This is a genomic window from Protofrankia sp. Cj5 (genome assembly GCF_917627405.1).
In the GTDB taxonomy this organism is placed as follows: Bacteria; Actinomycetota; Actinomycetes; order Frankiales; family Frankiaceae; genus Protofrankia.
Map to the genome: position 1 here is coordinate 1 of NZ_CAKJTO010000071.1, position 17,360 is coordinate 17,360.

At 68.0% G+C, this 17,360-nt stretch carries 18 protein-coding genes, 1 tRNA gene and 1 pseudogene; 4 read left to right on the forward strand and 16 right to left on the reverse strand.

Translation table 11 applies throughout. The annotated features are described in order from the left end of the window. Positions 1-14: 14 nt before the first annotated feature. The 11 genes and pseudogenes from MJ777_RS15435 to MJ777_RS15485 form a co-directional block, all read right to left on the reverse strand. A pseudogene (locus tag MJ777_RS15435) lies at positions 15-434 on the reverse strand (SAM-dependent methyltransferase); the annotation flags it as partial. A gap of 44 nt (positions 435-478) precedes the next feature. Then, the gene (locus MJ777_RS15440; protein WP_239376971.1) at positions 479-964 is read right to left on the reverse strand and encodes an NUDIX hydrolase; all 486 of its coding nucleotides are present in this window, start codon (positions 962-964) and stop codon (positions 479-481) included. A 41-nt stretch (positions 965-1,005) separates the two neighbouring features. Beyond that, positions 1,006-2,379 (reverse strand): hypothetical protein, encoded by a 1,374-nt coding sequence (locus tag MJ777_RS15445; RefSeq protein WP_239376972.1) that lies wholly within the window; start codon positions 2,377-2,379, stop codon positions 1,006-1,008. Next, positions 2,376-2,804 (reverse strand): hypothetical protein, encoded by a 429-nt coding sequence (locus MJ777_RS15450; protein ID WP_239376973.1) that lies wholly within the window; start codon positions 2,802-2,804, stop codon positions 2,376-2,378. The genes MJ777_RS15445 and MJ777_RS15450 overlap by 4 nt, the downstream gene beginning before the upstream one ends. Further along, a complete protein-coding gene (locus MJ777_RS15455) occupies positions 2,801-3,625 on the reverse strand; it encodes a hypothetical protein (RefSeq protein ID WP_239376974.1) in 825 nt (274 codons plus the stop codon). The genes MJ777_RS15450 and MJ777_RS15455 overlap by 4 nt, the downstream gene beginning before the upstream one ends. After that, complete coding sequence (nth, locus tag MJ777_RS15460) at positions 3,622-4,566, reverse strand: endonuclease III (RefSeq protein WP_239376975.1); 945 nt, start codon at positions 4,564-4,566, stop codon at positions 3,622-3,624. The genes MJ777_RS15455 and nth overlap by 4 nt, the downstream gene beginning before the upstream one ends. A 16-nt stretch (positions 4,567-4,582) precedes the next feature. Beyond that, positions 4,583-5,998, reverse strand: a complete 1,416-nt coding sequence (locus MJ777_RS15465; protein ID WP_239376976.1) for an FAD-dependent protein — start codon at positions 5,996-5,998, stop codon at positions 4,583-4,585. Beyond that, entirely contained in the window at positions 5,995-6,708 is a 714-nt protein-coding gene (tmk, locus tag MJ777_RS15470; RefSeq protein ID WP_239376977.1) for a dTMP kinase, read from the reverse strand. The genes MJ777_RS15465 and tmk overlap by 4 nt, the downstream gene beginning before the upstream one ends. Then, a complete protein-coding gene (locus MJ777_RS15475; RefSeq protein WP_239376978.1) occupies positions 6,698-7,429 on the reverse strand; it encodes a 7-carboxy-7-deazaguanine synthase QueE in 732 nt (243 codons plus the stop codon). Before MJ777_RS15475 ends, tmk begins: the two co-directional genes overlap by 11 nt. Further along, positions 7,426-7,821, reverse strand: coding sequence for a 6-carboxytetrahydropterin synthase QueD (queD, locus tag MJ777_RS15480; protein WP_239376979.1), 396 nt, complete (start codon positions 7,819-7,821; stop codon positions 7,426-7,428). The genes MJ777_RS15475 and queD overlap by 4 nt, the downstream gene beginning before the upstream one ends. Continuing rightward, positions 7,818-8,555 (reverse strand): hypothetical protein, encoded by a 738-nt coding sequence (locus tag MJ777_RS15485; RefSeq protein WP_239376980.1) that lies wholly within the window; start codon positions 8,553-8,555, stop codon positions 7,818-7,820. Before MJ777_RS15485 ends, queD begins: the two co-directional genes overlap by 4 nt. Positions 8,556-9,083: 528 nt before the next feature. Between MJ777_RS15485 and MJ777_RS15490 the strand changes: the two genes are divergently transcribed. Both MJ777_RS15490 and MJ777_RS15495 read left to right on the forward strand, forming a co-directional pair. After that, positions 9,084-10,451, forward strand: coding sequence for a transcriptional regulator (locus MJ777_RS15490; RefSeq protein ID WP_239376981.1), 1,368 nt, complete (start codon positions 9,084-9,086; stop codon positions 10,449-10,451). Then, positions 10,448-11,152: an SDR family NAD(P)-dependent oxidoreductase gene (locus MJ777_RS15495; protein WP_239310582.1), complete on the forward strand. Its 705-nt coding sequence runs from the start codon at positions 10,448-10,450 to the stop codon at positions 11,150-11,152. Before MJ777_RS15490 ends, MJ777_RS15495 begins: the two co-directional genes overlap by 4 nt. 303 nt (positions 11,153-11,455) lie before the next feature. Here the strand turns inward: MJ777_RS15495 and MJ777_RS15500 are convergent, their stop codons facing one another. Next, on the reverse strand, positions 11,456-11,689 hold the full coding sequence (locus MJ777_RS15500; protein ID WP_239376982.1) for a hypothetical protein: 234 nt from the start codon (positions 11,687-11,689) through the stop codon (positions 11,456-11,458). Here MJ777_RS15500 and MJ777_RS15505 point away from each other — a divergent pair. Next, the gene (locus tag MJ777_RS15505) at positions 11,682-11,873 is read left to right on the forward strand and encodes a helix-turn-helix domain-containing protein (RefSeq protein ID WP_239348322.1); all 192 of its coding nucleotides are present in this window, start codon (positions 11,682-11,684) and stop codon (positions 11,871-11,873) included. The genes MJ777_RS15500 and MJ777_RS15505 overlap by 8 nt on opposite strands. Before the next feature lie 4 nt (positions 11,874-11,877). Here the strand turns inward: MJ777_RS15505 and MJ777_RS15510 are convergent, their stop codons facing one another. After that, on the reverse strand, positions 11,878-12,078 hold the full coding sequence (locus MJ777_RS15510; protein WP_239348321.1) for a DNA-binding protein: 201 nt from the start codon (positions 12,076-12,078) through the stop codon (positions 11,878-11,880). A 146-nt stretch (positions 12,079-12,224) separates the two neighbouring features. Between MJ777_RS15510 and MJ777_RS15515 the strand changes: the two genes are divergently transcribed. Continuing rightward, positions 12,225-12,515 (forward strand): hypothetical protein, encoded by a 291-nt coding sequence (locus MJ777_RS15515; protein WP_239348320.1) that lies wholly within the window; start codon positions 12,225-12,227, stop codon positions 12,513-12,515. A gap of 447 nt (positions 12,516-12,962) precedes the next feature. On the opposite strand, the gene MJ777_RS15520 is transcribed toward MJ777_RS15515, so the two are convergent. The 3 genes from MJ777_RS15520 to gyrA form a co-directional block, all read right to left on the reverse strand. After that, positions 12,963-13,036, reverse strand: a tRNA-Ile gene (locus tag MJ777_RS15520). Positions 13,037-13,127: 91 nt separating this feature from the next. Next, positions 13,128-13,556, reverse strand: coding sequence for a DUF3566 domain-containing protein (locus tag MJ777_RS15525; protein ID WP_239376983.1), 429 nt, complete (start codon positions 13,554-13,556; stop codon positions 13,128-13,130). A gap of 1,207 nt (positions 13,557-14,763) precedes the next feature. After that, positions 14,764-17,280, reverse strand: a complete 2,517-nt coding sequence (gene gyrA / locus MJ777_RS15530; protein WP_239307970.1) for a DNA gyrase subunit A — start codon at positions 17,278-17,280, stop codon at positions 14,764-14,766. Positions 17,281-17,360: the final 80 nt, after the last annotated feature.

A 17,360-nucleotide genomic window follows, 5' to 3' on the forward strand; every position in this document is an offset into this window, starting at 1 on the left:
CCGTCATATGTCCCTTACCGATTTCGTGCCACCTGGCGCCATTTTATCCACCCGATTTCGGTGCTCTGGGAAGCCCGCGATGACATGTCATCGCAGCCCACAGGGGCGTATTCGGAGCACCGCAGGACTGCTTCGGACCGCATGTTCAACCAACCATGAATATGCCGCGCCATGCGATACACACACCGTTGATCATCTGAGACCAAACTGCCCGCGTGCGCCTCCTCGGTGTCGACGATGAACTGCGTCGTCGCCAAGATCACAACAGCCACGGGTGCGGAGAAATCCCCCGTGAGGGCTGCCACTTTCAAGATCCGGTGCGGCTCCGTCAGATCCTGCTCTACATATACCGTGGCGCCTTGCGGGGCACTGCTGACCAGCGCTCGAGCGTGCACCAGCACCAGCGGGTCCCTGTCAACGTACTGGATGGCCCTATCTGGCGTAGAGCCCCGGGACTAGGCGCCCGGGACAAAATCCCCTAGCGTGTGATGAGGCGGCGTTCGAGGTCGATGTTTGCTTGGTCGAGAGCCTTGTCGATCGTGTCTTGTGGGATCGCGGCGACGCCCGCGTCGACGAGCATTTGTTGGACGGCGGGGTGGAGCGGTAGGTCGTCGGGCCGAGCCTGGCGGGTGTCATTGACACCGTGGCCGGTGAAGCCTTCCGGGATGACGCCGATATCGTGTGAGATGAAGCCGAACATGATGAGGTGGTAGCGCCCGCCCGGCCAGGTGCCGCGGAGTTCGTAGACGCCGAGCGGGTCGATCTCGCGGACGATGCAGCCGGATTCCTCGTGGACTTCCCGGCGTGCAGCCTCGGCGAGGGACTCACCAAACTCGACCTTCCCGCCAGGCAGGAGCCAGCTCCCTGCGTAGGGTCCGCGGGCTTGGCGGATGAAGGTGACCGTGTCGCCGGGGCCGGGGACCACGGTGGTGACGCCGGTGATGACGCGATCGAATCCGGACATCGATGCGCTGTCCTTTCCCGCTGACGGTGGGTGTGGTCGGCCTAGTGCTGGCGATGGGGGCGCCAGCCGGGCCTGTGCCTGGTGGGAACCGTATCGAGCGGCTCGGACGCGCGCGGTGTCAGCCCGCCGGTAGGGCGCCCGGTCGGGACGGTCGGGAGGAAGGACTGCTCCTGGATGGCGAGGTCAAGGTGGGCGGCGACGGTGTCGCGGAGGAAGGAGAGCTTGGAGTAGGAGCCTCGGTCGGTGGCGAGGCCCCGCTTGGCGAGGAACGTCTCCAGCCAGTCGCCGAGCCTGTCCAGTTCGGCGAGGACGGCCGGCTCGTCGGGTGGGAGGACTGTTCTGCTGCGCCGGTATTCGAGTTCACATTGGACGAGGGCGAGGTCGGGTCGGGCAAGCAGGGTGACGCGATCGAAGAGGGCAGCGTAGAGGTGGCCGGAGGCGATGGATTCAAGGTTGACGTCGTAACGGACTCGGCGGAAAGGAGGCAACGGCCGGCAGGTCAGGCCGAGGACGCCGGAAAGGTAGTCAACGAATGGCGTGTCGATGGTGACGCCGTGGGTGTGGTGTTCGCCCCGATCATAACCGTCGACAGTATAAGTTTTTCGCTTGACGATGTATGTGCCGTCGGTGGTCGGGATGAAGGAGACATAGCCGCGCTCGCCTGGAGGTGCGACGGTTTCAAAAACGTGGTTGTGATAGTCCCACATTTGGAAGGTGTCTCGGTACTCGGGGACGAAACCGGGCGGCGGTGATTGTTGGAGGTGGGTGTGCAGGTCGGTCGCCGGAGTCCATATCTCGGTGGTGGGATCGAGGGTGTACTTGTATTCGATCTCGCGGCTAGGGAAGGCTTTCTGGAAGGCGGCGGCATGGCTGTTGAGGAACTGGGCGTGCTGCGCGTGGAGAGCGACCGTTTCGGGAAGCCAGCCGAGGCTGGTCACGGTACTGGCGACTGGGTCGGCGGTGGTCCGCAGGAAGCAGGCGTCGTCGGGGTGGAGTCGGACGCGCCTGTAGGTGTGGACACCGCGCGGGTGTTCCGTGAGACAGAACAGGGGGACCAGACGCTGCGCTGGAGCGTCGGACAGGTGCTGGTGGAGGCGGGTGACCGCGGGCGCGGGGCGCAGCGCCTGGTAGATGGGGCCGAGATCGTGTGGGGTCGCGGAAGCGCGGCGACTGTCGTCGGCGGTTCTGGCCTCAATGGTGGTAGCGGTCGTGTCGTCCCAGGTGAGGACGATTGTGTTGACCGGGTCTGCTGGGCTCCGTTCGTGGAGGCGGGCGAGGACGATGACGTCGTCCGCTGCCGGTGATCTGCCGGTCAGGAGGTGGTGTGGGCCGAGGCAGAGCACGATGGTGCCGCCCTCGACCCGTGCGGCCCGCAGGGCTGGCGGCTGGGGTGGCTGCCTGACGGGCGTGCTCATCGCGGGCTTGCCGTTTCGTGGGCCGCGGCGGTGGGGCGGTAGGTGATCCCGCCGCCGAGGAGGCCGTCTTCGAGGACTGTGCAGGTGATTTCCCGCTGGTCGCCATGGCGGTCGATGACGAGCTGGGTGATGGCGCGGGAGAACTGTTCGCAGCTTTGGGTGCCGAAATCGAGGAGCCGCCCGTCGCCGATCTCGCGGTGGGAGGTGGCGAGCGAGGTCCAGGCGTGGTTGAGCCAGCGGGCGAGGGCGTTGATTTCGATGTCGCGGTCGTCGTGGAAGACCTGGACGCGGACGACTGCGACGAAGGTGTGCCGGTGCGGGTCGCGAAGGTAGCGCTCTTGCGGTGGCGCCTCGGGCCAGTGGTGGAGCCCTTCGCACCGGCTGGTGATCTCGACGAACGTCGTCGTTTGGGTAAGCACGGTCATCGCGTGGCCTCCACGGGTCGTCGGGTGCTGTGTCCGGCGGCTTCGAGGACGAGGCTGGCGAGCCGCTCGGCGTCGGTGAGTTGGTCGCCGGTGAGCTGGCGGTGGGTGAGGTCGGGCGGGGCGGGTGCCTCGCGCGCTGCCCTGCCGGTCGCCTCGCCTACTGGTATGCCGCTGGCGGCGTACCAGTAGGCGAAGGAGGAGTCGTTGGAGCGGACGGCCTCGTGGCCTCGCCGGCGGTGTTCCCGCAGTTCCCAGGGCAGGCTCCGGTCGCCGCCGAGCAGGTGTAGCTGCGGTCCGACGCGGGCGGCGAGTTCAGCGACGCAGGCGAGACGGGCTTCGGCGACCGGCCGGCCCCAGCAGCGGGGTACGGACAGCTTGCTCAGCCCGATCAGGTCGATGCCGGGGAGCGCGGCGAGGGCATGGTAGCTGGTCAGCCACTCGGCCCGTGTCGTGCCTTGGGGCACGGCCATGAACCGGCTGGGCTGGTAGCGCGCGTCGGCGGCCTCGGTGAGGAACCGGCTGGTGGCGGCGAGGGTGGCGGGACCGTCGTAGAGGACGTCCTGGCAGATCACGTCGCTTGCGCCGATCATTGCCGCGGCGGTCAGGACGTCGGTCGCGGGAAGTCCGCGCCCGCTGGTGGCGGCCAGTTCGTAGGCGCTGTTGTCGAGGATGACCTGTCCGCCGGCGGCGGAGCGGGCGGCGTGGTAGGCGGTGTAGGCAGGATCGGTCAGGACGAGGTGCGTGAGCGCCATGTCGATCGTGCCACGGCCGGATAACCGGGTCAGGATTCGGACACTGGCGATGATCGCTACGTCGATCACCGGGGGGCTCCGGCGGATTGCCTGGTGGCCTGGGTCGCGTGGGGGCAGTGGGGTCGCAGGAAGCAGGCGCCGCATCGCGGCGCGGCGGCGGTGCAGGTGGAGCGGCCGACGAGCAGGAACAGGAAGTGCGCGGGCGCGAGGTCGGGGCCGTAGTCCAGCAGGCTGGCGATGATCGCGTTGCGGGTCGTCGTGGTGAGCCTGCCGTCGTGGCGGGCCAGGCCGAGGCGGTCGGCGACGCGGAAAAGGTGGGTGTCGACCGGCAGGGTGGTGCGGGTGCCGGCCGCGAAGACGAGGACGCAGGCGGCGGTCTTGTGGGCGACGCCGGGCAGGGCTTCCAAGTAGGCCAGTGCCTGCTCGGTAGGTGCCTCGCGGACGGTCTTGTCGAACACGTCGGGCCCGTCGTCGAGGATGCGGCGGATGGTGTCGGCGAGTCGTGGCGCCTTGTAGGGGCCGGCGGAGCGGATGAGCCGCGTCAGCGTGCCCAGGTCGAGGCTCGCCAGCCGCGCCGGGGCGATGCCGCCGGCCGCGGCTGCGAGGCCGGGAAAGACGGCGCGCACGGTCTCCCCGGAGCGGTTCTGCGACAGCACGGTGAGCACGAGCGCCTCGAACGGGTCGGCGCGCATCAGGATGACCCCGGCGTACTGCTGGCGTAGAGCGAGCAGGACGGGGTGGGTGCGAAGGGCAAGGTCGGCGACCATGGCCGGGAACATGGCCGGGAGCAGCCCACGCAGCGCCGCGTCGCGGGCCGGGTCGGCGTCGTAGGCGAAATGTAGAGATTTGTCCCCTTCGCGGACTTCGACGGGGACGGCTCGCCCGTCGACGTAGACGGTGCGGCTGTAGCCGGCGGTGGTCGGCTGCCAGGCCAGCGCCGGGATCTGGATGTCCATGGTCGCGGCCAGGTCGGGTTGGCACGAGAAGTAGATGGTCAGGGCGGGTCGCACAGGCCCGTCCCCCCTTTCAGACGGCAGCTGGTCGTGGCGACGCCGCCCGGCGGCGGCCCCGGGCGGCTATGGCGCGCCCGGCGATGATTCCAGTCAAGGCGGCGGCGGACAGGCTGGCGGTGTAGCCGGCGGCGTTTCCGACGACGTACAGGCCGGCAACATCGCTGGACTCCCAGGTGTCCCGGTCTACCGGCACCCGGTAGTTGTAATACTTGATCTCCGGCGCGTAGATCACCGTGTCGACGGCAGCGACCGGGGGAAGGACGGCGGCGAGCGCCGAAATGTAGCCGGCGAACGCCGCGTACAGCGTGGCGGGCAGGATCTCCTGGAGACGGCCGGGGCGGGTCTTCTGGTTGCTCGGCACCACCCCCGCGGCCGGGGCCGACGGCCCCTCCGGCAGGAACTCGGCGAGGTGCTGGCGGATCGGATAGCCGCCGGTAGCGGCGTTGATGGTGGCGGCGAGGGTGCGGACGTGGGCCTTCGGATCGGCCGTGACGGTTTCGTCGAGGGTGGCGAGGATTGCCAGGTTGGACAGGCCGCTCGCACGGTCGAGGAACGAATGGCCGTTGACGCCGCGTATGCCCAGTGCCCGGTGGTACTCGTTGACGACGTAGCCGTCGCCGTTGACGCAGAAGCTGCGCACGGCCAGGCCGGACGGGGCGGTGTAGGCGACCTTGAAATCGTAGAAGGCCGAGATGAACGGCTCCAACGCGGCGACGGTCGTCTCCAGGCGAATCCCGATGTCGGCCGGGCCGGTTGCCAGGCCGACACCGACCGTGCGGAGCTGGTTCTCCAGCCATGGTGTGCCAGCGAGGCCGGTGGCGGCGCACACGGCGCGGGCGGCGATGGTCCACCGCACCCGGTGCCGCCGGTCGTAGACGACGGCCCCGGCCGCACCGTCGTCGTCGATGACCAGCTCGCAGGCTTCAACGCCGGTCAGCAGGGTGACGCCCGCGTTCTGGAGATGGCGGGAATAGCGCTGGCCGAAGGCGCGGATACCGTCCGATCCGACGTGGAGCAGCGGGTAGCTGTCGAACCGCAGGGGCGCCGTCCCGGCCGGGCCGTCGAGTCCGGTCGGGGTCGGCGCGGGTGGGTAGGTGATGCCGGCGGGAGCGAACCGGCGAATCGTCTCATCGATCAGGCCGAGCAGCGATTCGTCGTTGGGCCGGAAGAGCGTTTGACCGTGGGTGCCGCGGGTCGCCGACAGGGTGATCTTCCCGTCGGAGAAACTACCGGCGCCGCCGTCGCCTTCGAGCACGTCGCACAGCGGGCATTCGCACGACGGCGACTCGGGGCAGACCCGGCCGGTCATGTCCTTTCCCTTGTCCACGATGACGATGTTGTCGATGCCCGCTTGGAGGAGCTGGTCGGCGCAGAACTGCCCGGCGGGTCCGGCGCCGATGATGAGCACCGAGCAGGTGGACGGATTCACGGTGCGGCCTCCGTACTGACGGTCGTGGGAAGTCGATGTGCGACGACGGCTAGGGCGTCGCTGAGTACCACCGCCGCCGACGGGTTGGCGTCGAGCCGGACGATGTTCGCGTGCTCGTCGTCCGTGATGCGTGCGAGCGCCGTTTCGTAGCTGTCGGGAAGCCTGCTGGCGACGGTGTCGCGTTCCCATCGGTCGGGACGTTCACCGTCGGAGTAGCGGGCCGCGGCGACACCGGGGTTGACCTGGAGGAACAGGTACAGCCCCGGCCGGATCATCATCGTGTTCAGGTACTGGTAAAAGGTGAGATCAATGCCGTCGGCGGCGTGGTAGGCCAGCCCGGACAGGTAGTAGCGGTCGGCCAGCACCACGTCGTGGGTCTGGCACAGGTCCGCCAGATGCCTCTGCTGGTCGGCGCGGTCCGCCGCGGACATCAAGGCCATGGCGAGCGGGTTGACCGTCGTGACCGTGCTCAAGCGTCGAAATGAGGCGCCGAGATGGCCGTCGCTGGGTTCCTTGTGTCGGGCGACCCGCATTCCGCGGCGGCGAAGCTCCGCCTCAAGTGCCGTGACCAGCGTCGTCTTCCCCGCCTTGTCGATGCCTTCAACGGCGACCAGATTCGCGGCTACGCGATGGCGTACCTCCGGCCGGATCTGCAGGTCCGACGCGGTCGCCGCCATGGGGAGCGAGGAGACGGTGTGCTCAGCGGCCACGGGTGTCCTCCCACAACAGCACGTGCAGCCGGGTCGACAGGTTCCACCCGCGGGCCAGCACCACATCTGCCAGCTCGCGCTGTGCCGCGACGAGCCCGGCGCTGTCGGTGGCCTCGGGCATCACCCACACCGGGGCGAGCGCGAACCTGTCGACGATCGCGGCGACCTCGTCCAGGTCACCCGGTCCGGTGAGGACGAACTTGAACGCCGCCTTCCCGCTACCGGCGAGTGTGTGGAGGGCGGCCGAATCGAGTCGGCGGGACTGTCGGCCCCCAGCGTGGGCGAGTTTGGGAGACACGTTGAACGTCGTGACAGCGTCGACCAACTCGAGCGACGGGGTGATGGTGCCGTTCGTCTCCACCTCGACCCGCCGGCCAGCCTGGGCCAGGGCACCGACCAGCGGAACGAGGGTCTGTTGCTGAAGGAGGGGCTCCCCGCCGGTGATGACCACTAGCGGGGTCGGCCGTGCCAGCACCCATTCCGCGATGTCGGCTGTGGGAAGCCGTCGGGTCTCCTTCCGCGGGTCGTAGCGGGTCCAGTCCCAAGTGAACCGGCTGTCACACCAGCCGCAGGCCAAGTTGCACTGGGCGAGTCGAATGAACAGCGCCTGCTGCCCGGCACGTGGCCCTTCCCCCTGGAACGTCGGCCCGAACATCTCCACCACCTGCACGCCCCGGGCCTCTTCGGCCGTGGTGGACAGCAGCGACGATCCGACGCTCATGGCAGGCTCGCCTCCCACACCGCCCAGCTCGTTGGTGCCTCACTGACCCGGACAGCGACAACCCGGCCCGGAATGGTGGGGTCAAGATGGGTCTGGCACCAGGCGGCGAGGTGGCTGGCGAGATTCTCCGCGGTCGGTGCGACGGCAAGCACGTCGTTGAGGTGCCGATGATCAAGCTGATCGTCGAGGTAGGACCGCAGCGGCGTCAGGTCACCGAAGTCGGTGACGAAGCCCGGTCCGGTCAGCGTGTCGGCGGCCACCACGACCTCGACCGTGTAGGTGTGGCCGTGCAGCCGGGCGCATTTGTGTCCATCCGGAAGGTCGGACAGCTGATGGGAGGCATCAAAACCGAACTGCTTCCCGATCCGGAAACGCCCGGCAGACGGGTTCACGTCAGCCTCCCAACAGAGGCAGGCTGTCGGGAGATGGGCGTGGAGCCTTGGCCCCAGATCGCCGTCTCGACGGTGGAGGCCACCGCGTCGGCGACGTCCTCGGCGGACAGAAGCGAGGTGTCGATTGTTTGCCACCCCTCCTCACGGGCAAAGGACGCCAAAACACCAGCCAGCCGCGACTGGTAGGCGACAAAGCTGTCCATGGACAACTCGACTGGTCCTTCCATGTTCCCCGCCTCGCTGATCGCGAACGCGGTCTTGCGTTCCGCCGCTATCTGTGGCGGGAGATGAAGGTGGATGACCAGGTCAGGTTGCACAAGCCGCGCGAACAGCGACCTCACACCGGCCGCGTCGACGGCGGGACGCAGGTACAGTTTCGCGAGAAACTTGTACGCCCACGTATCCACCAGCACCACGTGACCGGTTTCCAGCAGCGGTTCCACCGCGCATCTCGCCAGCGCCGAGTACCAGGAAAGCTGGAGATAGATCCAGTGCTCGTCGCCGAGTTCAAGGTACGGGTCGTCCGGCGGATGGCCCCAGATCACCTTGCCCAAGGCCGCCAGGTGCGCCGCGACGTACTCGGACACGAACGGCGGGTTTTTCTTGTCGAACGCCACGACAGGCATGCCGCGGCGCCGTAAAATTCCTCCCGCCTCTCGCGTGGCCGTCGTCTTTCCCGCACCATCGATTCCCTCCAGCGCGACGAAGACACCACGCGGACTATCCCGCTTCACATCTCGAACTGCTTGCACTGCGATCCCCTCGGTGGTAATAGCAGCCAGGGCGTGGCTTACCGCACTCCCGTCCGACACGCCGACTACTTGGGCTGTCGTCGCCGTCATGACGGCAGGTCTCCGGTGAATAGATCTAGCTCGGTGCTGGGGAGACGCGCTTCGAGGACGGCGGCAACACCTTCCAACGCGATGGCCGCCCGTGTAATCCGACGTAGCCTCGTCATCAGGGCCCACAGCAGCACGCATTGCGCGACCACAGGAATGGCTATCGCCGCAATTACCGGCATGACCGCGCTCCGAATCTCTCCGCCGTCACAGGTTCCCCTCTTGCTTGTCTATGGCGGATGCAGCATCCTGCCGATCCGGTCTCCCCAAAGGAGACCTTCGTAAGTATTGGTGGGACCGCGCCACTCCGGCCCGTCGTCCGGCTGTTGTCTCCGACTCCGCCTCGAGCAAAACAACGCCAACAGGCCACGGGGCCGCAGGTCAGGATGCTACGGTCGCTTTGCCCGGGAAGGCGGAGGTCGCATGGAGAGTCTGTCCGAGTACCGAGCCGCTCCCGTCTTTGCTCACCCGCTGGCTTATGTGCGCCATGCCCGCGGCTGGTCGCTGCAACGGCTCGTCGATGAGATCGCCCACCACTCCCGGCTGCTGGGCACCGGCAACATGGCGAACCGGCGTGAGAAGGCGTGGCGGTGGGAGAAGTGGGACGTGACGCCCGACCGCGTCACCCAACTGGCCCTCGCCCGTGCCCTGGACGTGCCAGCCGACCGCGTCGATGCCCAGCCCTGGCCGCGATGGCTACCCACCGGCGACGCTGTCCGGGTTGATTTCCCCTGGACACCCATGGGTACCGTGCGTGCGTTGACCGACGTCGTGGGAGACGCACTGGTGGACCGTCGCGGGTTCCTCAAACTGACCGGCCCGGCCCTCACAGCCCTCGCCGGGACGTGGCCAACGCTCCTGCCACGGCCACTTGCTGAACAGGTGGTCGGCCGCCGCCTCAACGACGAGACCCTGACACAGATTGAATCGCGGCTCCCCATACTGCGGTCAATGGAAGACCAGCTCGGCGGCGCCACGGTCCGCCGCATCATCGACGCCGAACTTGGCCTCGTCACCGACCTGCTCGACCGGGCCACCTACACCGACATCCAGGGCCGCCGGCTCTCGGCCGCCGCGAGCGAGCTTGCCCGGCTCGCCGGCTGGGCCTCCTGCGACGCGGGCTACCACGCCGCCGCGCAACGCTACTGGGTCGCCGCCCTCCACGCCGCGCACAGCGCCGGCATCCCTGCCCTCGGCGCGAACGTGCTCAAGAACATGACTCTGCAGCTACTCGACTTCGACCAACGCACCGACGCCCTGACCGTCGCCGACGCCGCCCTGTCCGCTGGCAAAGGCAGCACCCCCCGCACCCGCGCCATGCTCGCTGTCCGCAAGGCCCGCGCTCACGCTGCGCTGGGCGACCGCCGGGACTGCACCCGTGCGCTCTCTGATGCAGAAACCTACCTCGGCAAAGGAGAGCGCGACGACGACCCGACCTGGGTGCGCTACTTCGACCACGCCGAATACTGCGCCCAGGTCGCCATGACCTTCGTCGAGCTCGGCACACCCGCCCCCGCGGATCGGTACTTCGCCGCTGCCCTCGACCCCACCAGCGGCATCTCCCGCGTTCGCGACCGCGCCACCTACCTGATCCGCCACGCAGCCGTCCAGGTCGACCTCGGCGATCTCGACCATGCCCACGCGCTCGCTCATCAGGCGCTGCCGCACCTGGAAGAAGCTCCTTCCGCGCGCAACGGCTACCGCATCGGGGAACTGCGGTCCCGGCTCGCGCCCCACCGAGCTGACCCCCGCATCCGTATTCTCGACACCCGGCTGGCCGCTGCCGCGTGACCCCCACCCGCGTCGCGATCGTCACCGGTGCCAACCGCGGCATCGGCTACGAACTTGCCCGCCAACTCGCCGCAGCCGGCACCCTCGTGATCGCCACCGCTCGGACCGAACAGACCGCCCGCGGGACCGCAGCCAAGCTGCGCGCCGAAGGTGCCGATGTCCGCCCCGCAACCCTCGACCTCACCGACCAGGACTCCATCGACGGACTTGTCGCCGACTCGATCATCCAACACAGCCGGATTGATGTTCTGGTCAACAACGCCGCCATCGCCATCGACGCCCGCATGCCCGCCGCCCAGCCCGACCTCGACACCGCCCACCGCACCATCGAGACCAACCTCATCGGGACCTGGCGGATGTGCGCCGCCGTCATCCCCCATATGCGCGCGGCCGGCTACGGCCGCATTCTCAACCTCACCACCCATATGGCAATTCTGTCCGAGATGAAAGCCGGCAGCCCCGCCTACCGTATCTCCAAGACCGGCATCAACGCACTGACCCGTATCCTCGCCGACGAACTCGCCGGCACCGGCATCCTCATCAACGCCGCGTCGCCGGGTCGTGTCCAGACTCGTATCGGCCCCGCCCACGCCGACCGCAGCCCCGCCGAAGCTGCTTCAGAACTCCTGTGGCTCACCGCGCTCCCTCCCTCCGGCCCTACCGGCGGCGTCTTCTACCAGGGCGCAAGTCTGCCCTGGTAGCGCAGGCTTCCCTTGCACGGCCGCGATTCCGCCGGCTGCGCCGAGGTCGCGCGTACCGGACGGGTGTTCATCGATCATCGCGGCGGCCGTCCGCATGATCGCGGGAGCTGTCCTCTACAGCCATACGGACAACCAACCCACCATCAGGCGGGAGCCTCCGGCTCCAGGTAGCCGTGTTGGCCGGCAGGGAAAGGGGCTGGGCGCTGGGGTGGCCGTGCTCGGTTCGAGCGGGGTCTACCCCGGCGGGCTGCGGTGGCGGTTGGTGCATGCGGCGGGGTGTTGTGACCCTCACCACAGGGCACGCTACGCGGGCGTCCGGAGGAGGTCGCTGGTGTTGACGCGGTAGAGGCAGCCGATGCGGTGGACTTCGCAGGGGAAGCCGCGGCGGCGGGCGAGTTCGTAGGCGAGGGTGCGGCCGAGGCCGAACGCGCGGGCGGCCCACGGACATCCCTGCCCGGTGTCGGCCGCCGATCCGAGCCTGCCCGGCGCGGCCTGAGCCCTGTCCCTGACGACCTCTCGGAGAACGATCGTGCACACGCTTCTTCTCACGGCCACGGAAGCCGCCGACCTGCTCGGCGTCAGCCGCGCCACGGTCTACGAGCTGCTCAACGCCGGACAGCTCGAATCCGTCCGGATCGGCCGGTCCCGGCGCATCCCCCGGGCGGCGCTCGTCGCCTACGTCGATCGGCTCTGCGGGCGTGCCCACGAGGACGCGGCGTGACCAGTCAGGTAGCCCGGCGGCGGGGCGGGCGGTGTTCGGCAATCCAGCGGATCACCTCGTCGGCACGCCAAATCTTCCCGGCCTTGATCTCGGCGAGTGGTTCAGGGAAGGATGGGTCAGACGTAACGATCTGGTGGACGCGGACGCGGCTCACGCCCAGACAGGCGGCGATTTCCGCTGTCCCCATGAGCTGTTCGCGGGCCATCCTCGCAGCGTACTTGACAGTCACTAAGCCGCCATAGACACTGGATAGAAATTAGCGACTGTTAAATACAGCGGTCCCGTCGGGAGCTCTCACCTTCCGCGACGGGACCTCGATCCGCACCCCTTCCTCTTCAAGGAGCGCAGACCGTGAGCCCTATCATTCCGCCTGACCAAAACCCATGGCGCATCCCCTCCGAACCGCCCGGGTTCGTGACGGTCCGGCAGTCCCCCACCGGTGACTACGAGGTGATTCTGCGACCCGGGGCGAGCCCGGTGGATCTGACCTCGGCGTTGCTGGCAGTGTCGGTGAACACGGTGTTCACCGATGCCTACGGGGACGTTGATGTGCTGATGCTGTTCCGGTCGATCTCCGGCACACCCCCGGCGCTGCTGCCCGCGGGTATCGGTAACCCGCCGGGTATGCCGGCGATGCGCTGACCCGCGCGGGTTCTTCCCCTATTTTTCTTCCGTTCCTCTGGTAGACGCGCGACCTGCCGGGGGGCCGGTCGGGTCCAGGGTCGGCGCAGCCGATCGCGCAGCGACGCGCAGCGCCTTGGACGCGGCCGGTTTCCCGGCGGATCCTTCCGCGCTCCAGAGGTGCGGGATACCCGCGGCTCCGCGCGGCGGCAACGGCGATGGACGGCATCCTTGTACCAGAGGCCGACCCCGGTGCGCAACACGACAAGGAGCACGAGGACGACACGGCGAAAGAACAGGACGACAGATAGCGCGCCTTGGCTACACAGTTGGCTACATAACGATCACCGTTACCCCGGCCAGGTCGGGCGAAGCCCGACATCGGGGGTCCGGGGGTCGCCCCCCGGGAAGACATCGCGGCTGGTGGCGAAGCTGATCGAAGATCAGCGAGCAGCTCGCATCAGCTCGTGGACCTGGGTGGACTTGAACCACCGGCCTCTTCCTTATCAGGGAAGCGCTCTAACCGACTGAGCTACAGGTCCTTGCTGGGCTCCACAGTACCGGATGGCATCCAGCATCGGACGTGGCGCCCACCATGGGCGTCGACGTCGACATCACAAATCTACGAAATGATCAATGATCGCCGAGAACGACCTCGATCCCACCGACCATCTCAGTACACAAGTTGTACAACAACGCACCCAAAGTGGCCAGGGCCGTCATCAGGATCACGTTGATCGCGCCGATGAGCAGTCCAAGCTCCATGGCTCGGGCGAACGACAGCCAGGTGCGGACTCCACCGTTGCTGCCGTCGGTGAGTGTGTCCGCCGCGTTGACCACACTGTCGAACACGCCGATCGAGTTCAGCACAAACCACAGCACCGCCACGGCGACCATCAGGACGACGAACACGCACAGGGAGAACGCGAACGTCAGCCGGGTCACCGACAGCGGATTAACCCGAGTGACGCGCAGCCGGGCACGGCGGCCCTGGCCGGCTGGGCGGACGACGGACGGCCCGGTCGGGGCACCCACTATCGGCCCGGTCGCTGGATCCTTCACGCTTCGTTCTCGAACCGGTGAGCGCGGCACACCGGGTGCTGTCGGCACACCAGGTGCTGCCGACGCACCGGGCAGACCGCCCGTCGTGACCGGGCTGGTCGGCGGTGTCCACGTAGCGCGCTCACGGGGTACCGAACCGTCGCCACCCGGTCGCTTGGCGCCGGTCTCCGCCGACGGATCTGCCGCGACGGCTGCCTTCGCACGTCCCGACCCTCCCACACGGCCAGCGTTCTCACCTGCCATGGCGCGCCCGCCCGTGCTGCCGGAGGCCGGAGAGACCCCCCCGGTCTTGCCCTCCGTCGAACCGCCCGCCGTCTTCGTGGGCCTACGCAGCGAAATCGTGTCCGGATCCGGCGTGGGCGTCTCTTTCAGCAGCGTGGTGCGCGATGTCCCCGACGATGCGCCAGTACGCGATGACGCGGATGCTGTCACGCCGGTGGCGCCCCCGGGCGGCACGGCGCTGGCCGCGCGCCCCACGCCAGAGATCTTGCCCGATCCGGTCGTGGTGGGCGGTGCGGCCGCGGCTGCAGGCCGCGTGGCCGGCCGCCCGGTGGCCGCGGCGCTCGCCGTTGGCCCGGCCGCCGACGGATGCGGTGCCCCTGGCACGAAAGGGCGTGCCGGACTTTGCCGCTCCGCGGGGACGTCCGGATCCGCCGCGGGCTCAGGCCGATCAGCACCGGCCCGGGGCCGGTCCGGCTGCTCGCCTGTCCGCCTGCTGGTTTGCGCTGGCGAACCGCCAGCGCGCGGACGCACACTCGACGACGCCCGCGGCGGCATCCTCGTGTCGGGGATATCCCGTGGCATCCGCAGGTCCCGGATCGCGGATGGGGCCTTCTGCGCCCGTGTGCCGTCATCCTGCGAGCCCGACGCCGCGGCCGAGCCCCGCGCCGAGCCCCGCTCCGAGGCTGAGCCGGCGGCTGTACCCGAACCGCGGCCGGACTTCAGGCCCGGTTTCGTACCAGATTCGGATTCGGATTCAGGGCCAGGCGCAGTGCCAGGGCCAGGCACAATGCCCTGACCGGTGGCCGGCCGGCTCGAACCCGGGGAACCCCGCCTGTCGTCAGGCGTCTCCTTGCCCCGGTCAGGAGACGCCTCCGACCGTGGCAAGGAAGATCCACGCAAGACCGGCGACCGGTTGGTCCGATCGTCATCATTGCTACTCACGGTCTGTCTCCCGCCATGCCCGGCCCATCATCCACATCCATCCTCAGGCTGAGTCTCCTCCGCCGGGATTGATCGTCGAACTATTGCCCGAACTGTCGTCAACATCAGCATTACGTGCCACTCCGACGACCTGAACGCCAGCCTCCAGATCGATGAGTCGGACCCCCATGGTCTGTCGTTGGGCCCGACGGACGTCACGGGCGATGGTCCGCAGCACGCCGCCGTTAGAAGTGATCGCGTAAAGCTGGTCGTCCTGGCCCACCACCAGGGCACCGACCAGCCCGCCGCGAGTGGAGACAATCTTGGCGGTCAGGACGCCCTTGCCGCCGCGTCCCTGCACCGGATACTCGCCCAGAGACGTCCGCTTGGCGTAGCCCCCGCTGGTGGCAACCAGCAGATTGGCTTCCGAGCTCGGCGGCACGACCTCCATCGCGAGCAGTTCGTCGTCGGAGTCGAAACGCATCCCGATGACACCCGAGGTGGCACGTCCCATCGGGCGGAGCTGCTCGTCGTCGGCGTGGAAGCGGATCGACTGGGCCTGGCGGCTGACCAGCAGCAGATCGTCGCCCGCGGACACGAGCCGGGCCGCGATCAGCTCGTCGTCGTCGCGCAGGTTGATGGCGACCAGCCCACCGGACCGGTTCGAGTCGAACTCGGCCAACGCGGTCTTCTTGCACAGCCCGCGCCGGGTCGCGAGGACCAGGTAGGGCGCCGCGTCATAGTCGTTGATCGCCATCACTTCGGCGATCCGCTCGTCCTGACCGAACGCGAGGATGTTCGCCACGTGCTGCCCCTTGGCCGTACGGGCCTGTTCGGGCAGCTCGTGCGCCTTGGCTCGGTACACCCGGCCCTTGTTGGTGAAGAACAGCAGCCAGTGATGAGTGGTGGTGACGAAGAAGTGCTCGACGATGTCGTCCTCGCGCAGCGCAGCACCCTGCACGCCCTTGCCGCCACGGCGCTGCGACCGGTAGAGGTCGGTCTTCGTGCGCTTGGCGTAACCACCGCGGGTGACGGTGACCACGACGTCCTCGCGAGCGATCAGATCCTCGACGGACATGTCGCCCTCGAACGGGACGAGCCTCGTCCGCCGCTCGTCACCGAACCGGTCGACGATCTCGGTAAGCTCCTCGCCGATGATCTCCCGTTGCCGGGTCGGCGAGGCGAGGATCGCCTCCAGCTCGGAGATCTTCGCGCGAAGCTCGGCCGCCTCATCGATGATCTTCTGGCGCTCGAGTGCGGCGAGCCGGCGCAGCTGCATGTCCAGGATGGCGACCGCCTGGATCTCCGACAGGGAGAACCGCTCCATCAGCTGCCCGCGCGCGGCGTCCGCCGACTCGGCGTTGCGGATAAGGTTGATCACTTCGTCCAGATGGTCGAGCGCGATCAGCAGGCCCTCGAGGACGTGCAGGCGCTCGCGGGCCTTGCGCAGCTGGTAGCGGGTCCGGCGGACGATGACGTCGACCTGGTGGTCGACGTAAAAGCGCACCATCTGGTCCAGCCGTAGCGTGCGCGGCACCCCGTCGACGATCGCCAGCATGTTCACGCCGAACGTGTCCTGTAGCTGGGTGTGCTTGTACAGGTTGTTCAGGACGACCTTGGCGACCGCGTCCCGCTTGAGGTCAATGATCAACCGTTGGCCGGTACGCGCCGAGGTCTCATCCCGGATGTCGGAGATGCCGCTGACCCGGTTGTCCCGGACCAGCTCGGCGATCTTCTCCGCGAGATTATCGGGGTTGACCTGGTAGGGCAGCTCGGTGACGACAAGCTGGGTCCGGCCCTTGTTCTCCTCCACCTGCACGACGGCCCGCATGCGGATGCTGCCACGCCCGGTGCGGTAGGCGTCCTCAATGCCCTGGCGGCCAACGATGAGCCCGGAGGTGGGGAAGTCCGGCCCCTTGATCAGGCCGATCAGTGCCTCCAACAGCTCTTCGTCGGTGGCGTCGGGGTTCGTCAGGAACCACTTCACACCGTCGGCCACTTCCCGCAGGTTATGCGGCGGGATGTTGGTCGCCATTCCGACCGCGATACCACCGGCACCGTTGACCAGCAGGTTCGGAAACCGGCTGGGCAGGATCGTCGGCTCCTGTGAACGGCCGTCGTAGTTCGGGGCGAAGTCAACGGTGTCCTGATCGATGTCGCGCAGCATCTCCATCGCCAACGGCGCAAGCCGTGACTCCGTGTAACGCATGGCGGCCGGCGGGTCGTTACCCGGCGAGCCGAAGTTCCCGTTACCGTCGACCAGCGGGTAACGCAGCGACCACGGCTGGGCCAGCCGGACCAACGTGTCGTAGATCGCTGAGTCGCCGTGCGGATGGTAGTTACCCATGACGTCACCGACAACGCGCGAACACTTGAAGTACCCACGGTCCGGGCGGTAACCACCGTCGTACATCGCGTAGAGAACCCGTCGGTGCACGGGCTTCAGGCCGTCGCGGACCTCCGGCAACGCCCGGCCGACGATGACCGACATCGCGTAGTCGAGATACGACCGCTGCATCTCGACTTCGATGCCGATGGGTTCGACCCGGTCGCCTGGCGGCGGAGGGAGTACATCGGTCACGCGGGTCCTTCCAGACTGGGGTGGTGAGGGCCGTCAGCAGTACGCGGTAAATATTGTCCGATATTTCCGATACATTCCAT

Coding starts and splice junctions, on each gene's coding strand:
- MJ777_RS15475 (WP_239376978.1), bottom strand. CDS start 7,429: ATGAGCGTCGGATCGTCGCTGCTGTCCACCACGGCCGAAGAGGCCCGG.
- MJ777_RS15490 (WP_239376981.1), top strand. CDS start 9,084: ATGGAGAGTCTGTCCGAGTACCGAGCCGCTCCCGTCTTTGCTCACCCG.
- MJ777_RS15450 (WP_239376973.1), bottom strand. CDS start 2,804: ATGACCGTGCTTACCCAAACGACGACGTTCGTCGAGATCACCAGCCGG.
- MJ777_RS15445 (WP_239376972.1), bottom strand. CDS start 2,379: ATGAGCACGCCCGTCAGGCAGCCACCCCAGCCGCCAGCCCTGCGGGCC.
- MJ777_RS15440 (WP_239376971.1), bottom strand. CDS start 964: ATGTCCGGATTCGATCGCGTCATCACCGGCGTCACCACCGTGGTCCCC.
- MJ777_RS15510 (WP_239348321.1), bottom strand. CDS start 12,078: ATGGCCCGCGAACAGCTCATGGGGACAGCGGAAATCGCCGCCTGTCTG.